Raw genomic sequence first — 23155 nt, 5'->3', positions numbered from 1 at the left:
CGCGCTGGGTGGGGCATCGGGCGGAATATCCCGCGAAGGCGGGCGCCGGGCGGACGCCCGGCGTGGGCCGGGCGCGACGACGACGCGCGAGGCGGCCGGACGAAGGCGGCCTGACGGGTCAGGCGACGGCGCGCGTCACGGTGTCCGTCTCCTCCGCGGGGCGCGACTCGGCCTCGTACGCGGTGCGACCCGAGACGACCGTGCGGATGACGCGTGCCTCGAGCAGCGCGTCGTCGCCGAGCTCGAACGGGTCGCGGTCGATCACGGCGAAGTTCGCCGCGAGGCCCGGCGCGATGCGCCCCCGCGTGCCGTCCTCACGGCACGAGTACGCGGCGTCGCGCGTGGCGTGGCGCACGGCGTCGACGAGCGGAACGGCGTACTCCGGGTGGTTCGCCGGGAACGAGTCGTCGAGTGCCGAGCGACGGGTCGCGGCGACGTAGAGGTTCGGCAGCGCCTCGTGCGGCGCGGTCGGCGCGTCCGTCGAGAACGCGAGGACGGCACCGGCGTCGGTGATCTCGGTCCAGGGGAAGCCCCGGTCGGCCCGTTCGTCGCCGAGCATCGCCGCCCAGTTCGCCCAGATCGCCGGATCGGCGTGCACGGGCTGCATCGACGCGACCACTCCGAGCCGCGCGAGCCGCGCGACATCCGCCCGGTCGACGAACTCGAGGTGCTCGATCCGGTGCCGGCGGTCGCGGTCGCCGTTGACGGCGTGCGCGTGCTCGAGCGCGTCGAGCGCGATGCCGCTCGCGGCGTCGCCGATCGCGTGCATCGCGACCTGGAGCCCCGCGGCGTCGGCGGCGGCGACCACGGGCTCGAGCGCTTCGAGCGGCCAGATCGGCTCGGCGTTCGTTCCGTCGACGTACGGATGCCGCATCGCGGCCGTGCATGCGTCGATCACGCCGTCCAGGACGAGCTTGATCCCGGCGACGCGGAGCCATGGGGTCGCCACCTCGCTCGCGAGTTCGACCGCACGCGCGACCTGCGCGAGGTTCGCATCGGCGTCGCCGGTGTTCGCCACGAACCAGTGCGCGACGACCCGGATCGGCAGGGTGCCGCCGCGACGATCCGCCGCACGTCGGAACGCCGCGAGCCCGAGGTCGTCGAACGCCATGTCGACGACTCCCGTGACGCCCGCCGCGAGGTAGGCGGCGATCGTCCGCTCGACGGCGGCGTCGCGGTCGGCGTCGGTCGCCTGCTCGGCGAGGTGCTCCCAGGCGTACTGCTGCGCGGCGGTCTCGTAGAGCAGGCCGTCGGGCTCGCCGTCGGCGTCGCGGCCGATGCGGCCGCCGATCGGATCGGGGGTGTCGCGCGTGATCCCGAGCTCGGCGAGCGCGGCAGAGTTCACCCAGCACGAGTGGTAGTCGTTGGCGTCGAGGTAGACCGGCACGTCGGGCAGCACTGCGTCGAGCATGGCCGCCGTGGGTGCGCCGCCGGGCACCGAGTCGAACAGCCAGCCGCGCCCGAGCACGCGCGGCGCGCCGGGGTCGGCGGCGCGCGCCGCGAGGAGCCTGGCCCGGATCTCGTCGAGCGAGCGCGCATCGGTCAGGCCGACGCGGCCGAGCGCCTCGCCCATCATGACGAGGTGCGTGTGCGCGTCGATGACACCGGGCAGGACGAGCCGCCCGTCGAGGTCGACGACCTCGACGTCGCGGTCGCCGTCGGCGACGGCGTCGGAGGTCCCGCGCGGTGCGCCGGCGGCGGCGCGCACGTCGGCCTCGGAGCCCACGGCGAGGATCGTGCCGTCCGCGACGGCGATCGCCTCGGCCCACTCGGGCTCGTCGGCGGTGAACACCCGCGCGTTCACGTACACGGTGCGGTTCATGCGCGGACCTCCTGCGCGTCGGCTGCGGTGACCCGCGCGGCCGCGGCATCCGTCGTCGTCTCCGCGGCCTGCGCCTCGCGCGAGAACCGCGCCACGAGCACGACCGGGGTGATGAGCGCGAAGCTCGCGATGCCGAGCACGATGCCGAAGCCCGTGAAGCCCAGCGCCTCGACGAGCGCGGCCCCGATCACCGGCGTGAGCGCCGATCCGACGAGGTAGACAGCCAGCAGCGGGCCCGACCACCGACCGTCGGCGTCGAGCGCCGCGGCGGTCGACACGAAGTAGAGGAACGCGACGGCGTAGATCGTGTTCCACGCGATGAACACCACGATGAACGCGGTCGGGTCGGTCACGGTCGACTCGACCATCTTCAGCACGCCACCCGCGGCCAGCAGGATCGCGAGCGGGAGTGCCCGCCCGAACCGGTCGCCGACGACCGTGATCAGGATCGCCCCGAGGATGCCGCCCGCGGTCGCGCCGCTCAGCGCGATGCCGAGGCCCTCGGCCGTCAGTGCGGCCTGCTCGGCGCCCATGACGCCGGCCATGGCCCAGAGCGAGTCCTCGCTCACGGCCCAGAGGGCGAAGCAAACGAGCAGCGCGAGCCCGGCGATGGTCACGCGTCGCGAGCCCGTCGAGGGTGCGGTGACGGATGCCGCAGCAGCGCCGGGCGCGCCCGCGTCGGCGATCGCGGCGGAGGCGACCGGGGCGAGGATCGGCGCGGCGGGCAGCCAGGCCGTCGTGGCGAGCATCGCGAGCGAGAACGCGGCGAGCACGCCGAACACGCTCGCCGGCGCGAGGCCGATCATCGGCACGATCGCGAGGATCACGGTGATCACGGCGCGGTTGGCGAGGCCGTTGATGCCCGCCACGCGCTCGGGGTTGACGAAGGCGGCGAGCGCCGCGCCCGACGAGGCGACCGCCCCGCCGGCGCCGATGCCGCCCGCGATGAGGCCGGCGACCACTGCGGCCGGCACCGGGACGAATGCGGCGACGCCGAAGCCGGCGGCCGCGATCACGAGCCCGATGCGGGCGACGGCGAGTCGGCGGGGCCCGGCGCAGAGGCGGGCGACGACGAGGCCGGTGATCGCGGTGGCGAGGAGCGTGGCGGTGACGATCCAGCTGGCGGTGAGGACGTCGGTGCCGAGCGCGGCCTGCAGCGCCGCGATCATGTACGGCGAGAGGTTCACGCCGAGGTAGCCGGCGATGCCGATGCCGAAGGTCGCGACGGCGCCCGGCAGTCGGAGCGGCACGCGCGTGGTTGGGGTGTGGTCGGTCACGGGATGTCTCCAGTCGAGGGAGTGCACGTCAGTGTGCGAGGGAGGGGAATTCGAGGTTCGCCGGGTGCGGCATCCGCTCTAACGAATGGTGTTCGTTTATTATTCACCCCCACCCGTCGGTTGGGAAGGGGTGATTCGGAATCCGCTCCGACGTCGCCCTAGGCTGGGCGCGACGAGGAGGTGCGCATGCCGAGGCCGAAGGTCCCGCTGCTGTCGGCCGACCGCATCGCCGACGCCGCGCTCGAACTCGTCGACTCGGGCGAGCCCTTCGGGGTCAACGCGCTCGCCCGCTCGCTCGGCGTCACGCCGTCGTCGCTCTACAACCACGTGCGCGGGCGCGACGAGATCGTCGAACTCATCCGCGGTCGCATCGCCGCGCAGTACCTTCCCGAACCGCCCGCGGGCACCTGGGACGAGATCGTCGCGGCGACCCTGCGCGCCCAGCGGCGCATGTACGCCGAGCACCCCAACGCGATCCCGCTCATCGTCGGCAAGACGATCACCGACCCGCTTGTGATCGCCAGCTACGACAACCTCGCCACGGGCCTGCTCGACGCCGGCTTCCCCGACGACGAGGTGCTCACGGTCGTCGCGATCCTCGACTCGTTCGCGCTGGGCTTCGGGCTCGACCTCGCCTCACCCGACGACATCTGGCAGCCGCCGGGGCCGACGCGCACGCTCGGGAGACTGCTCGCAGGAGCCGAGCGGGGCGCCGCCCGGTCCGACCGCGCGTTCGAGGAGGGGCTCGAGTTGCTGCTCGACTCGCTGCGCCTGCGGCTCGCGCGGCTCCGCGAAGCCGACTGACGCCAGCGGGCCGGGGTTCCGCGCGCCGCCGCCGACGGCTAGCGTGAACGAGGGCGCCCGAGGGCGGGTGCGCCGGGGGGAAGGACGGCCCGTGGCCTCGTACGACGACATCATCGCGAACATCCCGATCGCCGACCTCGCTGCACGCCTCGGCGTCGACGAGGCCAGCGCGCGAGCGGCGGTCGACCAGGCGCTGCCGGCCCTGCTCGGGGGAATGGGGGCGAATGCGCAGGATGCCGCGGGCGCGGCTTCGCTCGAGCGCGCCGTGCAGCACCATCCGCCGCAGCTGTTCGAGGGCGGCGTGAACCTCGACGAGGTCGACGAGGGCGACGGCGAGAAGATCGTGCACAACGTCTTCGGCGCGAACACCGACCAGGTCGTTCAGAAGCTCGGATCGAGCGGCGGGAAGGCCGAGCCCGGGCTGGTCCAGAAGCTCCTGCCGATCCTCGCGCCGATCGTGCTGAGCTTCCTGGCGGGGCAGTTCGCCAAGCGCCAGCAGGGGTCGTCCTCCGACGCATCGACCGGCGGTGGCGGCGGCATCGGCGACCTGCTCGGCGGGCTGCTCGGCGGCGCGGCCGGCGGTGGGGCATCCGGCGGATCGGCCGGCGGGCTCGGCGGACTCGGGGGCCTCGGCGACCTGCTCGGCGGGCTTCTCGGCGGCGGCAAGCGCTGACGTCCGGGCCGCGAGGCGTGCTGCGTAGACTGGCACGGTGCCAGTGAACCCCGAGCTGCAGGGGCGCGAGTTCGCGCCGACCGCGCCGTACCTCGTCGGCCGTGAGAAGGTGCGCGAGTTCGCGCGCGCCGTGTTCGCGACCAACCCGATCAACCACGACGTCGACGCGGCGCGGGCGGCGGGCCACGCCGACATCGTCGCGCCGCCCACGTTCGCCGTCGTCGTGCAGGAGCACACGCTCGCGCAGCTGCTCGCCGAGCCCGACGCGGGCATCGACTTCACGCGCGTGGTCCACGGCGACCAGCGGTTCACCTCGACGCGCGCGATCGTGGCCGGCGACGAACTCACCGCGACCCTCACCGTCTCGAGCGTCAAGACCCTCGGTGCACACTCGATGGTCACCGCCGAGTCCGTGATCACCGATGCGGAAGGCGCCCACGTCGTCACCGCGATCTCCACCCTCGTCGTACGAGGAGACGACTGATGCCCGAGACCGTCGCCGCCCCCGCGGCCCCCGACTTCGACGCGCTCGCCGTCGGCGACGTGGTCGCCGAGCGCGAATTCCACCTGACCCGCGACTCGCTCGTCCGCTACGCGGGCGCCTCGGGCGACTTCAACCCGATCCACTACCGCGACGACGTCGCCGCATCGGTGGGCCTCCCGGGCGTGCTCGCGCACGGCATGCTCACCATGGGCCTCGCCGTGCAGCCCGTCGTCGACTGGGCGGGCGACCCCGCACGCGTCCTCGACTACCAGGTGCGCTTCACCCGGCCGGTCGTCGTCGACCCCGAGGCGGGGGCGGACGTCTCGGTCTCGGCGAAGGTCGGCCAGCTCGACGCCGAGGCACGCGCCGTCCGCGTCGACCTCACCGTGGCCTTCGAGGGTGCGACCGTGCTCGGCAAGGCGCAGGTGCGCGTGGTGCTCGCCTGACATGAGCGAGTCAGGCACCTCCGACGGCCGCGCCGGGCACGCGGCGTCCGGCGCTCCGGCCGGCACCGCCGAGCAGCACGGCGTCCCGTTCGCCGACCTCACGACCCTGCGCGTCGGCGGCCCGATCGATCGGCTCGTCACGGCGAACCGGCAGGGCGAGCTCGTCGAGCTCGTCCGCGAGGCCGACGAATCGGGCGAACGGTGGATGGTCCTCGGCGGCGGCTCGAACCTGCTCGTCGGAGACGACGGCTTCCACGGCACCGTGATCCGGATCGCGACGAAGGGCATCGAGGTGCTGCCGGGCACCCAGCCCGGGAGCGTGCACCTGCGCGTGCAGGCCGGCGAGGTCTGGGACGAGCTCGTGGCCTTCACCGTCGACCGCGGCTTCTCGGGTCTGGAGGCGCTGAGCGGCATCCCCGGCTCGGTCGGCGCGGCACCCGTGCAGAACATCGGCGCGTACGGCCAGGAGCTCTCCGACGTGCTCGTCGCGATCGAGTTCCTCGACGAGGGCGCCGAGCATCCCCGCCGCATGTCGGCCGACGAGCTCGAGCTCGGCTACCGCACGTCGGTGCTGAAGCAGGGCCTCGCGGGCGTCGTGGTCTCGATCGAGGTGGCACTCCACGACACGACCGCCGAGCGCGAGGTGCTCGGCCAGGCGCTCGGCACGCCCGTCGCGTACGCGCAGCTCGCGGGCGCGCTCGGCGTGCAGCTCGGCGACCGCGTGCCGATCGCCGACGTGCGCGAGGCGGTGCTCGCCCTCCGCTCGGGCAAGGGCATGGTGCTCGACCCCGACGACCCCGACTCGGTGAGCGCCGGGTCGTTCTTCACGAACCCGATCGTGACCGAGCGCGTCGCGCGGACGCTGCCCGGCGACGCCCCGCGCTGGTACGTCGAGCCCGACGAACCCGACGAGGTCGTCCTGCTCGCCGAGCTCGAGGCGCAGTCGCCGCTCGACGCGTTCCTCGCCCACCAGGCGGAGGTCGAGGCGGCCGAGGTGCGTGCGCACGCCGAGCCGGGTGCGCCGCTCGTCAAGCTGTCGGCCGCGTGGCTCATCGAGCACAGCGGCATCCGTCGCGGTTTCGCCCTGCCGGGCTCGCGCGCGGCGATCTCGTCGAAGCACACGCTCGCCCTCACGAACCGGGGCGGCGCGACCGCCGATGAGCTCGCGCAGCTCGCGCGCTTCGTGCAGGGTCGGGTGCAGGCCGAGTTCGGGATCGTGATGCACCCGGAGCCCGTCCTCGTGGGCGTCGAGCTCTAGCGTGCGGTGACGGATGCCGCGGCCCGGGCCTCGGCCCGCGGTCGCATCGGCGGTCGTCGCGGTGCTTCAGCGCGTCGCGTCCGACGCGGAAAGCGCCGCGGGACGGTAGACGTCGATCGCACCCGGTACCACCCGGATGCGCGTGCGATAGCCAGGCGCCGACAGGTGGGCGGATGCCGCGGCCGGCGCCTCCAGCGCGACCTCGCCGTCGTGCACGAACCCGGGCGGCTGTCCGTTCCGCGGTCGCACGTCGACCTCGAGCTCGGTGGTCGTGAAGGCCTCGACGCGCTCCGGCACGAGCCGGAACCGACGCAGCACCGCCGCCGTGCGCTGGCCGAACGCCAGGGCCGCGATCGCGCCCGTCCGCGAGCCGCGGTGCAGCACCCGCACGTCGAGCACGCCGTCGTCGAGCTCGCGCCGCTGGAGCGGCGCGTGGATGCCGCGGTCGTTGCGGCCGACTCCGACGAAGAGCGCCCAGACCTCGGCCCGGCGTCCGCTGATCACGACCGCGACCGGCTCGGAGCGTCGCAGCACGCGTTCGGCGGCGAAGAACCCGGCGAGCCACTTGCCGAGTCGGGGCCGCACGCGCTCGCGCAGCGCGATGACGTCGGGGTAGACGCCGACCGACGCGGCGTTCATGACCGTGATCGGCGGCGCGTCGCCGAAGGCGAGCTCGGCGACATCCGCCCGCACGCCCTCGCCCGCCTGCAGCGCGTCGACCGCGTCGTCGGCGGAACCCAGGCCCGCCGTGCGCGCGAAGTGGTTGAAGGTTCCGCCCGGCACGACGAGGAGCGGCACCCCGGCGGCCCGCGCCACGTGGGCGGCCGCGGCGACCGATCCGTCGCCGCCGCTGACGCCGACGATCCGCGGCGGCACCGGCCGCGCGAGGGCCTCGGCGAGGGCGGTCGCCGGGTCCTCGCCCGGATCGAGGACGTGCAGCTCCGCGCGCGGGAGCCGGGTGCGCAGGACGTTCGCGGGGTCTGAGCGGACGACGCTCGTGCCGGCCGTCCGGTTCAGGACGACGAATACGCCCTCGCCGTCGGGGGAGGCGGGGAGGGCCCGATCGCGGCCCGCCGCAGCGTCGGCAGCCGCACGCGGACGCGAACGTACGATGCGCTGCGAACGTGTCGCCGTTCGACCGGATCCCATCGGCCCAGCGTACGGGGGTATCCGGGCTCGGAACCACGCCTCGCGGAACCCCACGTCGCCGGACACGCGCGGACCCGCTTCCCCGAATGGGGGATACCGGAAACGGAGGAAAGATCACTATCTTTCCAAGAGAACGGGAACGCGAGGGCCGTCGCGGAGCACCCGGGGATTTGGGGTCATCGATGTTCCCGCTCCGCCGGCGCGCGATCGCGCTCGCAGTGTCCACCACGCTGGCCGCAGCGTCACTCGTCGTCGCAGGCCTTGGCGCCTCGCCTCCGCCGGCATCCGCGACGCACTTGCCGGGTGCGTCTGTGGACTGCTACAACGGCGGGTACGACGGATGGCTCGGAAACGCGAACATCGGGGCCATCGGCGACGTCTACGACCGGGACGTCGAAGCCGGCCAGCTCTCGTCGGGCCCGCTCTACAACTCCCTCGACTTCACCTCCTTCAGCCGTGGCGTGCTCGGAAACGACTACCTGGCCGACATCGACGGCGACAAGCCGCTCAGCTCCGAGTTCTACCGTGCCATCCTGTGGAGGGCACCGGACCACGCCAAGACCTTCACGCTCCGGGCGGACGGAACCTTCGCATACGTCCCCCAGGACGGGTACTACGGCGCGGACAGCTTCCAGTACGTCTACTCGAAGACCGCCATCGGCAGCCCGTGTTCCAACGTCGCCACCGTCCACATCGCCGGCATCGACCGCATCCGAGTGCGGAACGACTCATACACCGCGTACAAGGACACGCCGCTCGACGTCGGCAAGTTCGTCTGCGGATCCACGTGCGGGGTCCTCGAGAACGACCTTTTCGCGAATGCCGCGTCCGTGGTCGAATCGCTCTATTACACCGGCGTCCAGTTCTCCTACTCCACGCCGGTCGGTGCGTTCACCGCATTCCCGACGAACAAGGGCGGGTTGCTGACCCAGGTGGGCAGCAACGGCTCGTTCGTCTACACCCCGCCCGCCGGCTACACCGGGTCGGACTTCTTCGACTATCGCGCCCAAGGCGCATCGTCGGGTGGGGCCCAGTTGTCCCTCGGCCCACTGCGGGACAACTATGCCCGCGTCACGATCGACGTCGTCGATCCGCCCGCCCCCGACGTTCCGAAGGGTGCGCCCGACCGCGTCGACGTCACCGAGGACACGCCGATCACGATCGCCGCGAGCACCCTGCTCGCCAACGACCCGAACGGGTCGTACATCACGTACGTCAGCGGCGCCCAGATCGACGGGCAGTTCTTCGTCCGCACCGCTCACGGAACGCTCGAGATTCCGTGGACCGGCTTCATCCCCGGTGTTCCGTTGAACTACATCACGAACAGCATCACGTACAAGCCCGATCCGGACTTCGCCGGAGTCGACCGGTTCAGCTATTACGTCGCCAACAACGCCATCGATGGCCCGTCGACGCCGGTCGAGGTGTTCCTCGTCGTCGCACCGGTGGCCGACCCGCCGGCGCCGCAGGACGACGTCGCGACGAGCCCGGAGGACACGCCGATCACGATCGACGCGGCGGCGAACGACTACGATGGCGACGGCGACCTCGCTCCGGTCTCGCTCGTGAAGGATCCGTGCACCGCGGCTCCCTGCGATCCGGCCACCGTCGAGCAGGAGCTGCACGGCGTTTGGGTCGTGAACGGCGACGGCACGGTGACGTACACGCCGGAGGCCGACTTCGTCGGCGACGCGACGTTCCCCTACGAGATCGCCGATGCGCTCGGAGCGGCGGGGCACGCGCGCATCACCGTCACCGTCGTATCCGACGACGCCGTGGACGACCGCTTCGACGCCGTCGAGGACCAGACGCTCGAGGTGCCGGCGCCGGGCGTGCTCGGCAACGACGACGCTCCGGCAGCCGTCGACCAGCCGACCGTCATCGAGGAACCCGAGCACGGCACGCTGGACCTCGCCGACGATGGCTCCTTCACCTACGTGCCCGAAGCGGACTTCACCGGCACCGACTCGTTCACCTACGAGGCGGGAGGCGATGCGGCAGGCGTGACGCTCGACGTCGGCGAGGTCAACGATGCCCCGGTGGTATACCTGCTGCCGTACTGCGACTCGTCGATCCTGTTCGTCATCTGCCTGGGTGCCCACGACGATCGCGATCTCGTCGAGGGAGAGACCGCGCAGCTCCGCGGCAACATCACCGATGTCGAGTTCGACGGCGGCACGTTCGTCATCGACTGGGGCGACGGCACGGAGACGACCGGATCGTACCCCTGCGACGGCGAGGAGTGTCCGTTCACCCTCGAGCCGACGTGGACCGACTGGCTCTGCGTCGGGCCGGACTGCGGGCTCGGTCCGCTGTACTTCGAGTTCGAGCACGCGTACCGCGACGATCCGGACGGCTCCGGGAACTACTTCCCGATCACGATGACCCTCACCGAGGCGGACGGCACGGCCGGCAGCGAGTCGACGACGGCGCGCGTGCTGAACTCGCCGCCGACCCTGGCGCTCGCACCGAACTGCGCGGCACCGGCCGGCGGCGTGTGCATCGGCAACTCCTCCACCCTGTCCGGCGAGCCCGGTGACCTCTTCCGCATCGGCGGCAGGCTGGTGGATGCGGGCCTCGACGAGGGGACGATCTCGATCGACTGGGGCGACGGAACCGATGCCACGATCCTGGACTTCGGTTGCGGAGGCGGGACGACCTGCCCGACGCCGTCGGAGCAGGGGTTCCTGTGCCCGCTCGACATCTTCGCGTCGCCCGCGTGCGGGTACTTCGCCGCGACGCACGTCTATGCGTCGGGCGGCGCCCGCACCATCACGGTCAGCATCGACGACGGCGACGGCGGAACCGTCGAACGGACCGCCGTGGCGACGGTCGCGTACGTGAACGGGCCGCCCGAGGTATCCGACGGCACCGCCCAGACCGGCGAGGACACGGCGATCGACATCGACCTCGCGGAGTTCGTACAGGATGCGGAGACCGCCGACGGCGACCTGACGTTCGAGCTGATCGGCGAGCCGTCAGCGGGCTCGGCCGTGCTCGACGGCTCGATCGTGACCTACACGCCGGACGCCGACGCCAACGGCGTCGACGCCTTCGAATACCGCGTCACCGATCGCGGCGAACCGGACGACTGCGGCGAGCCCGGTGCCGACTGCGCGGCGCCGGTCGATGCGATGGGATCGGTCGAGGTCACGGTCACCGCAGTGAACGACGAACCGGCCTTCAGCGGTGGCGTCGACGTCGAGGCGATCCCCGACGGCGTACCGGTGACGGTTCCGGCATGGGCCACGGCGATCTCTCCGGGTCCGGCCGACGAGGCGGGGCAGGCCATCGCGTTCCAGCTCGAGGTCGACGACCCGTCGCTCTTCGCGGAGGACGGCCTGCCGACGGTCTCGGCGGATGGAACGCTCACGTTCACCCCGGTGCGCGGGGGCGTCGCCCACGTCACGGCGGTCGCGGTCGACGATGGGGGCGGCGACGCGCCCGATGACGACACGAGCGCCTCGTTCGCGTTCGTCATCACGATCGACCTCCCGCCGGTCGTGACCGCGCCGGGGCACGTGACCGGGACGTACTCCGATCCCCTCTCGTTCGAGGTGTCGGCCCTCGACCCCGAGGACGGCAGCGACGGCGTGACGCTCGAGGTCGACGGCCTGCCGGCCGGGCTCGTCGCGAGCGGCGACGCCACCGGCATGACGATCGCCGGTTTGCTCACGGCGGAGCCCGGCACGTACCCCGTCGGCCTCCACGCGTGCGACGCGCACGGAGCATGCGCCGACGTCGTGGTCGAGGTCGTCGTCGAACCCGAGGCAGCGATCGTGAAGATCGCGGCATCGACCCCGTGGGTCGTCCCGGCCGACGCGACCGGCGCGGCGCCCGTGATCGCGCTCTCGGCGAAGGTCACCGAGGACGGCGACCGTCGATGGGGCGATCCGACCCTGGTGGATCCCGACGACCTGAGCGCCAGGCTGGTGTCGAGCACGACCGGTTACGAGGCGACCTGCGCCCCGCGGATCGTCAAGACGACCGCCGCCCGTGGGAACGCGGCCGGAACGCTCGACATCGCGTGCGACCTGGCCGCGGGTGTCCCGGTCGGCGTGTACGACCTCACCGTGTCGATCGGCGGGTGGTTCGCGGGCAGTGCGAGCGCGGTGCTCACGGTGTCCGGCGGCTCGGCGTCGACCACGACGAACACGGGGTCGGGCACCGTGGCCCTGCCCGGGGGCGGCATCGGCGAATTCGCGTTCTCGGTCGCGGCGAGCGGGCGCAAGGGCGTCGACGGCTCGTGGAGCTACGTCGAGCGCGACGCGAACGGTGCCGTGATCCGCTCGATGGCGTCCACGTCGATCACGGCGTTCGCCGTCACCGAATCCGGTGGCGTGCGCACGATCGAGATCTCGGGCAAGGCCGACCTCGACGGCGTCGGCGGGTTCGCCTTCCGTGCGACCGCGGTCGACGGCCCGACGGATGCCTACGGGCAGGCGATCACGAGCACGAAGCGCACCGTGCCGCCGTCGCTCAGCTTCACGAGCCTCGAGCTGACCGGAGGTACGATCACGCTGCCCTAGCGTCCCGGCATCAGAGCAGCCCGAGTTCCATGGCCCGGGTCACCGCACGCGTGCGGTCGCTCACCTCGAGCTTCTCGAAGACGTGGATGAGGTGCGTCTTCACGGTGGCCTCGCCGATGTGCAGCGCCCGCCCGATCTCGGGATTCGATCGGCCCCCGGCGACGAGGCGGAGCACCTCGAGCTCGCGCGGCGAGAGCGTGGGGCCCGGTGCCGCGGTCGCCGCCGCCCCCGAGCGCACGCGCGCGACGAGCTTCGCCGCGATCGACGGTGCGAGCACGGTCTCGCCCGCGGCGACCGAGCGGATGCCGGCGAGGATCTCCTCCTGCGGCGCAGCCTTCAGCAGGTACCCGCTCGCACCCGCCTCGATCGCGGCGAGGATGTGGTCGTCGGTCTCGTAGGTCGTCAGCACGAGCACGCGCGTGACGGCGGCGTCGGCGGAGGCCAGGATGCGCTCGGTCGCGGCGGCGCCGTCGAGCACGGGCATCCGGAGGTCCATCAGCACGAGGTCGGGCCGCAGCTCGGTCGCGAGGGCGACGGCCTCGGCGCCGTCGACGGCCTCGCCGACGACCTCGATCCCCGGCTCGGATTCGAGGAGCCCGACGATGCCCGCCCGGACGATGGGGTGGTCGTCGGCGACGACGACGCGGATCGGTTCGCTCGCACCGGCGCTCATGCCTCCGCTCCCGTCGGCTCGTCGCGTCGTGCGTCGTCGCGGGTCGCCGGGACGACCACGCGCAGCACGGTCCCTCCGTCGCGGCCGGGTGCGAACTCGAGGCGCCCGCCCACGAGCGCCACGCGGTCGCGCATGCCGGCGAGCCCGAAGCCGTTCTCTCCCGGGGCGGCATCGCCGGGTCCGACGCCGTCGTCGCGCACCGCGAGCACGATCTCCGGCGGCGTCCCGGCCGCCGTGACCACGATCTCGGCCGCGCTCGCGTTCGCGTGCTTGCGCACGTTCGCGAGCGCCTCCTGCGCGCTGCGCAGCAGCACGACCTCGAGTTCGCGGTCGAGCCCCGAGGCATCCGCCCGCACCGTCACTCGCACGCCGGTCTCGCGTTCGAACGAGTTCGCGAGCCGACGCAGCGCCTCGCCGAGCCCGGCCTCGGGATCGACCGGCGCGAGCGACGCGACGAGCCCGCGCGCCTCGGTGAGCGCGTCGCGCGCCATCTGCTCCATGAGTTCGACGTCACGACGAGCGGATGCCGCGTCTGCGCCCTCGACCGCGGCCAGACGTCGTCCGGTGCGCTGCGCGACCATGACCATGCCCGTGAGGCTCTGCGCGATCGTGTCGTGGATCTCGCGCGCGAGCCGAGCCCGTTCGTCGGCGACGCCCGCGTCGCGGTGCATCGCCGCGAGCTGCCCCTGCGCGGCCTGCAGTTCCTCGAGCAGGCGGGCCCGCTCCTCGCCGAACTGCGCGATCCGGGTGATCCAGAGGCCGAGCGCGATGCTGAACCCGACCGACAGCGCGGCGACCGCGGTGCCGACCACGAGGCCGGCCGGCCACTCCCGCACCGCGTAGCCGAGCACGATGGCGACGGCGATGGCGAGGTTCGCGACGATCGCACTGCGGGTGGTCGGCGAGGTCGACCAGACGAACGGGTACAGGAACGCCTGGAGGATCGCGAACGACGGCTCGATCGCCGTGCCGACCGCGAGGAGCACGGCGTAGGCGATCGAGATCGCCAGATGCGTGCGGGTCGTCGCGACCGGCACGCAACGGCGACCCCAGATCAGGTGGATGAGGAGGAACGCCCCCGCGACCGCCCAGACACCGACGTCGTCGGCGCCGAACGGCGGGTCGAGCAGTGAGATCGCGGCGATCACGACCGCGACCGCGACGGCCGCGGCATCCCACCACCGCACGTTCTGCATGGACTCAGGCTCCCACAGGGCTCGCGTGCCGCGCAGTGCTCACGCGTCGCGCCGGATCCACCGGAACGTGAGGCGGCTGAGGACGAGGCCGATCACGAGCCAGGCGAGGAGCGCGACGGCGACCCAGCCGAGGTCCCACGCCTCGTTCTGCTCGAGCACCGCGAAGTCCTCGGGCAGGAACACGGCACGCATGCCCTGCGCCATCCACTTCAGCGGGAACAGGCTCGCGACGTTCTGCATCCACTCGGGCAGTTGGTAGAACTGCAGGTAGACGCCCGAGATGAACTGCAGCACGAGCAGGATCGGGATGACGACCGCGGCCGCCGACTTGCCCGACCGCGGCACCGACGAGAGCGCGATGCCGAGCAGGGCCGAGGTCCCGACGCCCAGCACGAACACCCAGGCGAAGGTCACCCACTTCTCGGGCTCGGTGGGCAGCGCGATGCCGAAGATCGTCGCGGCGGCCACGAGCAGCAGGGCGGCCTGCAGCACGCCGGTGACGAACACCTGCCCGATCTTGCCGATGAAGTACGACACCGGCGAGAGCGGTGTCCCGCCGAGGCGCTTCAGCGTGCCGTCGCTCTTCTCGATCGCGATGTCGATCGCGAGGTTCTGGACGCCCGAGAGCAGCATGCCGGCGGCGAGCAGCCCCGGCAGGTAGTAGGCGCCGACCGAGATCCCCTCGGTGCCCGGGCCGGGCTGGATGTCGCCCGCCGAGCTGAACGCGGCGGTGAAGATGCCGAGCATGATGAATGGGAAGAGGAAGGTGAAGAACACGGCGTCGGGCGAGCGGAAGTAGCTCTTCACCTCGTAGCCGATGCGGGAGGCGCCGACGGCGAGGCGCCCGGGGCGACGGATGCCGGCCGCCGAGCCGACCTTCGTGCTGGGGTCGGTGGAGCTCAGGTCGGTGGCGCTCATGCTCGGGCCTCCTCGGTCTCGCGGGTCTCGGCGCCGGCGGCGCGGACCAGTTCCAGGTAGATGTCCTCGAGGCTCGGACGGATGACCTCGAGTTCGGCGGGCTCGGTGCCCAGGTCGCGGGCGACGGATGCCACGATCTCCGCCGGTCGTTCGGTGCGGATCTCGCGCGCGGCACCGTCGCGGTCGCGCCAGCGGACGATGGGTACGCGCGCCTCGGCGCCGCCCAGCTCGTGCACCGGGCCGACGTCGACCAGCTTGCCGCCGATGATGATGCCGGCCCGGTCGCCGAGCTGTGCGGCCTCGTCGAGGTAGTGGGTCGTGAGCAGGATGGTCGTCCCCTCGCGCTTCAGCGAGCGGATCAGGTCCCAGAACTCGCGTCGGGCCTCGGGGTCGAAGCCCGTCGTGGGCTCGTCGAGGAACAGCAGCTCGGGCCGGCCGATGATGCCGAGGGCGACGTCGAGGCGTCGGCGCTGTCCGCCCGAGAGCTTCGCGATGCGCGTGCGCGCCTTCTCGTCGAGCCCGACCGCGGCGATCACCTCGTCGACGTCGCGGGGGTGCCGATAGAGTCCGGCGAAGTGGGCGAGCTGCTCCCGCACGGTCATCGCGCCGCTCTCGGTGCCCGACTGGAGCACGATGCCGATGCGCGACTTCCACTCGAGGTCGCCGCGCGCGGGGTCGACGCCGAGCACGCTCGCGTCGCCGCCGGTGCGCAGGCGGTAGCCCTCGAGGATCTCGATCGTGGTCGACTTGCCCGCGCCGTTCGGCCCGAGGAGCGCGAACGTCTCGCCGCGGGCGATCTCGAGGTCGATGCCGTCGACCGCGGCGACGTCGCCGTACTGCTTGCGGAGCCCGCGGATGCTGACTGCTGGGGAGGTGTCCATACCTCGAGCCTCCTCTTCGACGGGGCCGACCGGAAGCCGTGGAGCGGTCGATTCCGCCATCCACCGATCGGTGGATGCCACGGACCTCACCGCGCTCGCACTTCCGGATCGGTCCCGGTGGAGTCAGGAGGACGCGAGTTCGGCGAGGCGCCGCTCGAGGAAGCGACGCTCGGGCGCAGTGCGCGCGAGCGCGATCGCCTCGCGGTAGCGGGCGGCCGCGGCATCCGTCCGGCCCTGCCGGCTCAGCAGGTCGGCCTGGGCGGCGGGCAGCAGGTGATAGCCGTCGAGCCGGCCGGATGCCTCGAGCAGCGCGAGGTCGTCGAGACCCGCCTGGGGCCCGAACGCCATCCCGCGCGCGATCGCCCGGTTCAGGGCGACGAACGGCGAGTCGGCGAGCATCGCGAGGGCGTCGTAGAGGGCCACGATGGCGGGCCAGTCCGTCTCGTCGGGCGTGCGGGCGCGGGCGTGCGCCGCCTGGAGCTCGGCCTGCAGGCGGTACGGCCCGGGCACCGAGCCATCCGTCGGCGTACCGAGCACGGCGAGGCCCTCGGCGATCTCGGCGCGGTCCCAGGTGGAGCGATCCTGTTCGGCCAGCGGCACGAGGTCGCCGTGCTCGTCGACGCGAGCCGCCGACCGCGCATGCTGCAGGAGCATCATCGCGAGCAGTGCGCGGGCCTCGTCGGCCCCGGGCATGAGGGCGACGACGAGCCGGGTGAGCCGGATGGCCTCCACGGCCAGGTCGAGGCGTTGCAGGTCGTCGCCGTGCGAGGCGAGGTATCCCTCGTTCGCGATGAGGTAGAGCACGGCGAGCACGCCGTCGAGCCGCTCGGGCAGCAGATCGGCGGTCGGCACGCGGTACGGGATGCCGGCGTGCCGGATCTTTCGCTTCGCGCGCGAGATGCGCTGGCCCATGGTCGGCTCCGGCACGTGGAACGCGCGGGCGATCTCGGCGGTGTCGAGCCCGCCGACGGTGCGCAGCGTGAGTGCGACGCGCGATTCCATCGGCAGCGCGGGGTGCGCGCACGTGAAGACGAGCCGCAGCCGGTCGTCCCATTCCGGCTCGCCGGAGAGGGCGTCGCCCGCGAGGTCGGCCGGGTCGACCGGTCCGTCCGCGCGTCCGGAGAACTCCTCCATCGCGATCCACTCCCTGACCTTGTCGGCCTCGACGCCGCGTCGGCGGAGCCGGTCGAGCGCGAGGTTGCGTGCCGCGGTCGTGAGCCACGCGCCCGGGTTGCGGGGGAGGCCGTCGCGCGGCCAGGTCTCGACGGCGCGCGCGAACGCGCCGGCGGCGGCGTCCTCCGCGACGTCCCAGTCGCCCGTGACGCGGATCAGCGTCGCGACCACGCGCGCCCATTCGCTCGCGTACACGTCGCGCAGCGCCGCGGCGACCTCGGGCGCGAGCGGGTCCGGCCCGCCTGCGCCCGTGGCGCCGTGATCCGGCGAGCCGGCCGCCCGACCCGTCAGCGCGCGACCCCCGCGAGGGCCTCGGCGGCCGGCGGCTCGAGGCGCACGAACCGGTCGGCGCGCTCGCGCGCCTCACGCTCGCGCGAGTCCTCGTGCACGTCGAACGGCCACAGCGGCCGCAGCTCGATCGCCCCGCCACGCGCCATCGGATGCTTCGACGCCACCTCGATGGCCTCCGCGAGACCGCCCTGCACCTCGATCAGGTCGAAGCCGGCGACCCACTCCTTCGCCTCGGCGAAGCCGCCGTCGGTCACGAGCACCTCGCCGTGGCGACGGCGCACGAACGTGGCATCCGCCGGCGGGCGCAGCACCTGGCCGAAGCGTCGCACGCCGCGGCCGTCCATCTCGTCCACCCAGGGGTCGACGCCCCCGTCGTCGCCGTCGTCCCCGCGCTCGCCGCCCGGCTCGACGACCACGAGCATGAGGTAGCGCCGCCCGCGCGGCGCCTCGTCGGCGAAGCCCGCCGGCACGATCCGGCCGTCGGGGTCGGCGTCGGGCCACTGCATGAACGGGCGGATCTCGACGCGGCCGAACGAGGCCACCGGGTGCTTCGACGCGATCTCGATCGCCTCGTCGAGATCGCGGGCGTCGATGACGTCGAAGCCGCCGATCGACTCCTTCGACTCGGTGAACGGCCCGTCGACCACGAGCACCTCGCCGCCGCGCACGCGCACGGTCGTGGCATCCTGCTCGGGTCGCAGCCGCTCGCCGTACTCGGAGACGCCGCGCGCCTCGACGTCGTCCACCCATTCGCCGACGTTGTCGTCGGCGGGCACGTAGGGCAGTGCGTCGGTGCCCTCGGCGTAGAACAGTGCGTACTCCATGACGGAATCCCTTCTCTCGGTCACGCTACGCACGTACGACGAACGGCGGAACCCGGTTTCGACACGTCGAGTGTCCGATTCCTGAGAGGGCGACGTCGTGCCGACGACATCCGGTGGACACCCGCGGGGCTCAGGCGCCGACGAGCAGGCGCGGGTGCTGCGCCTCGACCACGTTGGGGTGCGCGCGCAGGCGGCTCTTCAGCCAGTTCTCGCCGAAGACCGCGTGCAGCGGGTTCGCGGGGTCGTCCGTGACGCCGGGCGCCTCGGCGGCGAGCGCCGGCGGCAGCTCGATCGTCGGGATCGTCGCGTCGAGCGACGGACCGTGGAAGTAGGGGATGGAGATGCGCTCGGTGCCGGGCTCGGGGGAGACGACGCGATGCAGCGTCGCCTTGAGGTAGCCGCCGGTGGCGATCTCGAGGAGCTCGCCGATGTTGACGACGAACGAGCCGGCCGGGGGCGTGACGTCGATCCACTCGCCGTCCTTCTCGACCTGGAGGCCCGCCTTGCCCTCCTCCACGGAGAGCAGCGTGAGCACCCCGAGGTCCTTGTGCGCACCGACGCCCTGCGCGGGCTGCTCGGCCTCGACGCCGGGGTAGCGCACGACCTTCATGTACGGCGACGGCGTCGCGAAGGCGGCATCGAAGATGTCGGATGGCGCGCCGAGCGCCTCGGCCCAGGCACGGAGCAGTCGCGTGCCGACCTCGTCGAGGCGGCGGATCCACTCCTCGGCGACCTCGCGCAGCTCCGGGAGCGCGTCGGGCCACAGGTTCGGTCCCTGCAGCACCTGGTAGTCGGGGGTGTCGGGGCCGACGGGAACGGCGGGCCGCTCGGCGCCGATGTCGATCTGCTCGCGGATGTCGACGCGGCCGAGCGTGCGCTCGCCGCCCATCCGGGTGTAGCCGCGGAAGTGCGGGCTCTTCACGTTCTCGATCGCGAGCTTGTGCGACTCGGGAAGCGCGAAGAAGGCGCGGGCGACCTCGTAGGCGCGATCGATGAGCTCGGCCGGCACGCCGTGGCCGACGAGCGAGAAGAAGCCGACCTCGTGGGTCGCGCGGCGGAGGTCGTCGCGGAAGGCCGCCTGCTGATCGGGGGTGCCGTTGAGGAGGGAGAGGTCGAGGACGGGGATGCCGGACATGTGCTGGTCCTTTCGAGGTGCCGGGAGGGTGGTGCGCCGACGATGCGGCCCCGGCATCCTTCGACGTCGGCCCGTGGCATCCGGTTCGGGCTGCCCCTCGTGGTCGAGGGTGCTTCGAGACGGATGCCGGTGGGCTGACGCGGACGCGTCGGATGCGGCGTGAGCTGGGCTGCGGTCGGCGGCGCGTGAGGAATCGCGCCCTGGGATCGTCGGGGAGGACGATCGCCTAGCGGCGACAGCAGCGACAGGTGTTGGAGCTCACGATGGCCGACACGCTAGCACGGGTGGGGCCGAGCACCGCAATCCCCCGTTCAGGCCGGGAGCACGAGCGAGACGGCGATCGCGAGCATCACGACCGCGATGATGCCGTCGAGCACGCGCCATGCGCGCGGGCTCGCGAGCACGCGGCCGAGGAGGCGCGCGCCGTACGCGAGGCCGAAGAACCACACGGCGCTCGCGATCGCGGCGCCGAGGGCGAAGGTCCATCGGGCATCGCCGTGCGTGGCGCCGACCGAGCCGAGCAGCACGACGGTGTCGAGGTAGACGTGCGGGTTCAGCCAGGTGAGCGCGAGGCAGGTGAGGACCACGGGGAGCAGCGCGGTGCGCGCGGGTCGGATCGTGGACGCGGTCGCCGTCGTTGCGGGTCGGCCGCCGGGCGGGGGGCCGTCGCCGTCCACGGAACCGGCCCGGGAGTCGGCGATCACGCCGGACCCGTCCTCGACCACCGTGAGTCCCTCGTCGGTACCGCGCAGCGCTCGCCGCGCCGCCAGGACGGCGTACCCGACCAGGAAGATCGCCCCGGCCCATCGGGCGACGCCCACGAGCCACGGCATCGCCTGCAGCATGGCGCCCATGCCGCCGACGCCGGCGACGATGAGCAGTGCGTCGGAGACCGTGCAGATCGCGGCGACGACGAACACGTGCTCGCGACGGATGCCCTGACGCAGCACGAACACGTTCTGCGCGCCGATCGCGACGATGAGCGAGAAGCCGAGGCCGAGGCCGGCGGCGAGCACGGAGAGTTCCACGCCCTCGAAGCTAGGCCGATCAGATGGTGAAAGCCAGCTCAGGATTCTTCATGGGCATTAGCATCTCTTCATGCAGATCCCACTCGATCTCGCTCGCACGCTCGCGGCGGTGGTCGACGGCGGCACGTTCGAGGCGGCCGCGGCCGAGCTGCGCGTCACGCCCTCGGCGGTCTCGCAGCGCGTCAAGCAGCTCGAGCAGCGCCTCGGGCGCGTGCTCGTCGTGCGCACGAAGCCCGTGCGCCCGACCGAGGCCGGCGCCGCCGTGGTGCGACTCGCGCGACAGCTCGCGCTGCTCGAGCACGACGCGCTGGCCGCCTTCGGCGGCGACGACGCGGCATCCGCTCGCCCCACGACCGTGCCGCTGGCCGTCAACGCCGACTCGCTCGCCACCTGGTTCCTGCCCGCGCTCGCGCGCATCGCGGAAGCGCACGCGGTCGTCTTCGACCTGCACCGCGACGACCAGGACTTCACGGCGGGCCTCCTCGAGTCGGGCACCGTCATGGGCGCCGTGACCTCGCAGTCGACGCCGGTGGCCGGATGCCTCGTGCGCCCGCTCGGCATCATGCGCTACACCGCCGTCGCGACGCCGGACTGGGTCGCGCGCTGGTGTCCGGACGGGGCGGATGCCGCCTCCCTCGCCGTGGCGCCGCGAGTCGACTTCGATCGGCGCGACGACCTGCAGGGCGAGTACCTGCGGCTCATCGGGGCCGACGCCGGCGACCCGCCGCGTCACTTCGTGCCCGCGTCGAACGACTTCGCGACCGCGATCAAGCTCGGGCTCGGCTGGGGGCTCCTACCCGGCTTCCAGTCCGATGCCGAACTCGTCGACGGCCGGCTCGTCGCACTCGGCGGACCGCCCGTCGACGTGCCGCTGCACTGGCAGCAGTGGAACCTCGGATCGCCGCTCCTCGAGGCGATCGCCGACGGCCTGATCCGCGACGCTCGACGCGCGCTCGAGCCGGCGGCGGCCCTGTGACCGGACGAGCCGGTCACTCGTGACCGCCTCGCCCGGTCACCCGTCACCGGTCGAGGCGGCAGAGGGTCGCGCACCGGCCCGTTCCGACCGCTGATCAGAGGTTCTGCCCGATGTCCCACAGTCGGTCGGGGCGCCCGTCGATCGCCTCGGACACCGCCAGCGCCTGGTCGTCGGAGAGCGACGCCACGTAGTCGACGACGCCCCGCCCCACACCCAGGTCGCGCACTTCGGACGCCTCGGGAACCGGCACGCCCTCGGGTCGGGCGGTGCGCAGCTGCGCATACCCGTCCGTCGCGATCTCGACGAGCTCGCGGAGCCGCTGGGGCACGCGATCCCGATCATCCTCGTCGCGCAACCACGCCGTGAGGCCCTTCACGGCGCGCGTGATCACGCGGCTGAGACCGCGTTGGTACATCACGATGTCGGAGCGGTCGAGGATGAAGTGCCGGTGCACGAACTTCAGGATCTCGACCTCGTGCCAGGCGCGCTCGTCGAGGGTCACGAGCCCGGCCCGCACCACGCCCTCGGGCGCCGGCACGACCGACGACTGGAGGTGGTCGATCCACCGGTTCGTGAACGACGACAGCGCCCGCTCGGCCGCGATCGAACCGTCGAACGGGCTCGCCAGGAGCCCGTCGACGAGGTCGTCGGCGACCACCCCGACCGCGGCGCGGAACGCCTCGTCGCCCGCGATCCACGGGTCGGTCGCGTGCATCTTCCGGCGCAGCGCCTCGAGGGCGCTGCCGGGCGGCGCGCTGCGCCGGGCGAGCTCCTCGTCGTCGAGGTCGCGCAGCTGCAGGCCCGACTCGATCCAGCCGCGGAACTCGCGCGCCACGGCGCCCTGGCCGAGCAGGCCCGCGCGGTGGAAGTCGTCGACATCGTGGATCGAGTAGGCGATGTCGTCGGCGAGGTCCATGATCGAGCACTCGAGCGACTGACGGAGCGGCGGATGCCCGTCGCGCGCCCCGAACAGGTCGGCCGCGTCGATCCCGTAGGCCGAGAACTTCAGCACGTCGATGCCGCGGTCGGTACGACGGATGCCGCGTGGCAGGGGCCCGTCGCCGAGCGCCGAGACGTCGACGTGGCGGGTCCAGGGGTACTTCGCCACGGCGCTCCGCACGGCGGCAGTGAGGTTGAGCCCGCGCTGCGCGACCTCGCTCACATCGAGCGTCGTCAGGATCCGGTAGGTCTGGGCGTTGCCCTCGAACCCGTCGGGGAGGCCCAGCGTGTCGCGGGCGAGCCGGTCGAGCACGCGTTCGCCGAGGTGCCCGAACGGCGGGTGCCCCAGGTCGTGCGCGGACGCGGCCGCCTGCACGACCACGGCGTCGCAGCCGTGCGCGAGCGCGAAGTCGCGCGTCGGCGACGAGGCATCCGTCAGCTTCACCGCGATCGCGCGCGCGACGGCCGTCACCTTGATCGAGTGGGTGAGCCGGTTGTGGATGAGCGGGCCGGCACCCGGCTGGCCGATGACCTGCGTCACGGCCGACAGGCGCGAGAAGTAGGGCGAGAAGCGCACCCGCTCGAGGTCCAGGCGGAACTGCGAGTGCTCGCCGACGACGTCTGCGCTGCTCCTCGGTTCGGGCGTGCGCCGCGCGGCGCGATCCATCGGCGGGATCAC

General features: G+C 72.8%; 19 protein-coding genes. 7 read left to right on the top strand and 12 right to left on the bottom strand.

Annotated features, from left to right (window positions below):
- Window positions 1-118: 118 nt before the first annotated feature.
- A complete protein-coding gene (locus ACSJD1_RS07475) occupies window positions 119-1822 on the bottom strand; it encodes an amidohydrolase (RefSeq protein WP_438854694.1) in 1704 nt (567 codons plus the stop codon).
- Window positions 1819-3099, bottom strand: coding sequence for an MFS transporter (locus tag ACSJD1_RS07470; RefSeq protein WP_438854693.1), 1281 nt, complete (start codon window positions 3097-3099; stop codon window positions 1819-1821). Before ACSJD1_RS07470 ends, ACSJD1_RS07475 begins: the two co-directional genes overlap by 4 nt.
- Window positions 3100-3285: 186 nt before the next feature.
- Here ACSJD1_RS07470 and ACSJD1_RS07465 point away from each other — a divergent pair, with 186 nt between their 5' ends.
- The 5 genes from ACSJD1_RS07465 (at window position 3286) to ACSJD1_RS07445 (ending at window position 6764) form a co-directional block, all read left to right on the top strand.
- Entirely contained in the window at window positions 3286-3903 is a 618-nt protein-coding gene (locus ACSJD1_RS07465; protein WP_438854692.1) for a TetR/AcrR family transcriptional regulator, read from the top strand.
- A 91-nt stretch (window positions 3904-3994) separates the two neighbouring features.
- On the top strand, window positions 3995-4576 hold the full coding sequence (locus tag ACSJD1_RS07460) for a DUF937 domain-containing protein (RefSeq protein ID WP_438854691.1): 582 nt from the start codon (window positions 3995-3997) through the stop codon (window positions 4574-4576).
- A gap of 37 nt (window positions 4577-4613) precedes the next feature.
- On the top strand, window positions 4614-5060 hold the full coding sequence (locus tag ACSJD1_RS07455; RefSeq protein ID WP_438854690.1) for an FAS1-like dehydratase domain-containing protein: 447 nt from the start codon (window positions 4614-4616) through the stop codon (window positions 5058-5060).
- Window positions 5060-5506: a MaoC family dehydratase gene (locus tag ACSJD1_RS07450; protein ID WP_438854689.1), complete on the top strand. Its 447-nt coding sequence runs from the start codon at window positions 5060-5062 to the stop codon at window positions 5504-5506. Before ACSJD1_RS07455 ends, ACSJD1_RS07450 begins: the two co-directional genes overlap by 1 nt.
- 1 nt (window position 5507) lies before the next feature.
- Window positions 5508-6764 carry a UDP-N-acetylmuramate dehydrogenase gene (locus ACSJD1_RS07445; RefSeq protein ID WP_438854688.1) on the top strand — a complete coding sequence of 419 codons (1257 nt, stop codon included), beginning with the start codon at window positions 5508-5510 and terminating at the stop codon, window positions 6762-6764.
- A gap of 66 nt (window positions 6765-6830) precedes the next feature.
- Here the strand turns inward: ACSJD1_RS07445 and ACSJD1_RS07440 are convergent, their stop codons facing one another.
- Window positions 6831-7913: a diacylglycerol/lipid kinase family protein gene (locus ACSJD1_RS07440; protein WP_438854687.1), complete on the bottom strand. Its 1083-nt coding sequence runs from the start codon at window positions 7911-7913 to the stop codon at window positions 6831-6833.
- Between the two features lie 182 nt (window positions 7914-8095).
- Between ACSJD1_RS07440 and ACSJD1_RS07435 the strand changes: the two genes are divergently transcribed.
- Window positions 8096-12442: an Ig-like domain-containing protein gene (locus tag ACSJD1_RS07435; RefSeq protein ID WP_438854686.1), complete on the top strand. Its 4347-nt coding sequence runs from the start codon at window positions 8096-8098 to the stop codon at window positions 12440-12442.
- Window positions 12443-12452: 10 nt separating this feature from the next.
- On the opposite strand, the gene ACSJD1_RS07430 is transcribed toward ACSJD1_RS07435, so the two are convergent.
- The 8 genes from ACSJD1_RS07430 to ACSJD1_RS07395 form a co-directional block, all read right to left on the bottom strand.
- A complete protein-coding gene (locus tag ACSJD1_RS07430; RefSeq protein ID WP_438854685.1) occupies window positions 12453-13115 on the bottom strand; it encodes a response regulator in 663 nt (220 codons plus the stop codon).
- Window positions 13112-14311: a sensor histidine kinase gene (locus tag ACSJD1_RS07425; RefSeq protein WP_438854684.1), complete on the bottom strand. Its 1200-nt coding sequence runs from the start codon at window positions 14309-14311 to the stop codon at window positions 13112-13114. Before ACSJD1_RS07425 ends, ACSJD1_RS07430 begins: the two co-directional genes overlap by 4 nt.
- A gap of 39 nt (window positions 14312-14350) precedes the next feature.
- Window positions 14351-15229 (bottom strand): ABC transporter permease, encoded by an 879-nt coding sequence (locus ACSJD1_RS07420; protein ID WP_438854683.1) that lies wholly within the window; start codon window positions 15227-15229, stop codon window positions 14351-14353.
- Window positions 15226-16110 carry an ABC transporter ATP-binding protein gene (locus ACSJD1_RS07415; RefSeq protein ID WP_438854682.1) on the bottom strand — a complete coding sequence of 295 codons (885 nt, stop codon included), beginning with the start codon at window positions 16108-16110 and terminating at the stop codon, window positions 15226-15228. Before ACSJD1_RS07415 ends, ACSJD1_RS07420 begins: the two co-directional genes overlap by 4 nt.
- A gap of 123 nt (window positions 16111-16233) precedes the next feature.
- The gene (locus ACSJD1_RS07410; RefSeq protein WP_438854681.1) at window positions 16234-17478 is read right to left on the bottom strand and encodes an RNA polymerase sigma factor; all 1245 of its coding nucleotides are present in this window, start codon (window positions 17476-17478) and stop codon (window positions 16234-16236) included.
- Window positions 17479-17570: 92 nt separating this feature from the next.
- The gene (locus ACSJD1_RS07405; RefSeq protein WP_438854680.1) at window positions 17571-18398 is read right to left on the bottom strand and encodes a YciI family protein; all 828 of its coding nucleotides are present in this window, start codon (window positions 18396-18398) and stop codon (window positions 17571-17573) included.
- Window positions 18399-18528: 130 nt separating this feature from the next.
- Window positions 18529-19533, bottom strand: a complete 1005-nt coding sequence (locus ACSJD1_RS07400) for an isopenicillin N synthase family dioxygenase (RefSeq protein ID WP_438854679.1) — start codon at window positions 19531-19533, stop codon at window positions 18529-18531.
- A gap of 311 nt (window positions 19534-19844) precedes the next feature.
- Window positions 19845-20561 (bottom strand): LysE/ArgO family amino acid transporter, encoded by a 717-nt coding sequence (locus ACSJD1_RS07395; protein WP_438854678.1) that lies wholly within the window; start codon window positions 20559-20561, stop codon window positions 19845-19847.
- A gap of 70 nt (window positions 20562-20631) precedes the next feature.
- Here ACSJD1_RS07395 and ACSJD1_RS07390 point away from each other — a divergent pair, with 70 nt between their 5' ends.
- Window positions 20632-21537 carry a LysR family transcriptional regulator ArgP gene (locus tag ACSJD1_RS07390; protein ID WP_438854677.1) on the top strand — a complete coding sequence of 302 codons (906 nt, stop codon included), beginning with the start codon at window positions 20632-20634 and terminating at the stop codon, window positions 21535-21537.
- Between the two features lie 94 nt (window positions 21538-21631).
- On the opposite strand, the gene ACSJD1_RS07385 is transcribed toward ACSJD1_RS07390, so the two are convergent.
- Window positions 21632-23155, bottom strand: a complete 1524-nt coding sequence (locus ACSJD1_RS07385) for a deoxyguanosinetriphosphate triphosphohydrolase family protein (RefSeq protein ID WP_438854676.1) — start codon at window positions 23153-23155, stop codon at window positions 21632-21634.

This window comes from Agromyces excoecariae (assembly GCF_051715505.1).
Taxonomy (GTDB): Bacteria; Actinomycetota; Actinomycetes; order Actinomycetales; family Microbacteriaceae; genus Agromyces.
The sequence above is the reverse complement of the archived record's forward strand: the minus strand, read 5'-3'. Positions and strand labels throughout refer to the sequence as shown.

Excerpts from the sequence above, each read along its gene's own strand:
- ACSJD1_RS07465 (WP_438854692.1), top strand. The coding sequence starts at position 3,286 with ATGCCGAGGCCGAAGGTCCCGCTGCTGTCGGCCGACCGCATCGCCGAC.
- ACSJD1_RS07400 (WP_438854679.1), bottom strand. The coding sequence starts at position 19,533 with ATGTCCGGCATCCCCGTCCTCGACCTCTCCCTCCTCAACGGCACCCCC.
- ACSJD1_RS07390 (WP_438854677.1), top strand. The coding sequence starts at position 20,632 with ATGCAGATCCCACTCGATCTCGCTCGCACGCTCGCGGCGGTGGTCGAC.
- ACSJD1_RS07420 (WP_438854683.1), bottom strand. The coding sequence starts at position 15,229 with ATGAGCGCCACCGACCTGAGCTCCACCGACCCCAGCACGAAGGTCGGC.
- ACSJD1_RS07435 (WP_438854686.1), top strand. The coding sequence starts at position 8,096 with ATGTTCCCGCTCCGCCGGCGCGCGATCGCGCTCGCAGTGTCCACCACG.
- ACSJD1_RS07430 (WP_438854685.1), bottom strand. The coding sequence starts at position 13,115 with ATGAGCGCCGGTGCGAGCGAACCGATCCGCGTCGTCGTCGCCGACGAC.
- ACSJD1_RS07440 (WP_438854687.1), bottom strand. The coding sequence starts at position 7,913 with ATGGGATCCGGTCGAACGGCGACACGTTCGCAGCGCATCGTACGTTCG.
- ACSJD1_RS07475 (WP_438854694.1), bottom strand. The coding sequence starts at position 1,822 with ATGAACCGCACCGTGTACGTGAACGCGCGGGTGTTCACCGCCGACGAG.
- ACSJD1_RS07415 (WP_438854682.1), bottom strand. The coding sequence starts at position 16,110 with ATGGACACCTCCCCAGCAGTCAGCATCCGCGGGCTCCGCAAGCAGTAC.
- ACSJD1_RS07445 (WP_438854688.1), top strand. The coding sequence starts at position 5,508 with ATGAGCGAGTCAGGCACCTCCGACGGCCGCGCCGGGCACGCGGCGTCC.
- ACSJD1_RS07450 (WP_438854689.1), top strand. The coding sequence starts at position 5,060 with ATGCCCGAGACCGTCGCCGCCCCCGCGGCCCCCGACTTCGACGCGCTC.
- ACSJD1_RS07405 (WP_438854680.1), bottom strand. The coding sequence starts at position 18,398 with ATGGAGTACGCACTGTTCTACGCCGAGGGCACCGACGCACTGCCCTAC.
- ACSJD1_RS07425 (WP_438854684.1), bottom strand. The coding sequence starts at position 14,311 with ATGCAGAACGTGCGGTGGTGGGATGCCGCGGCCGTCGCGGTCGCGGTC.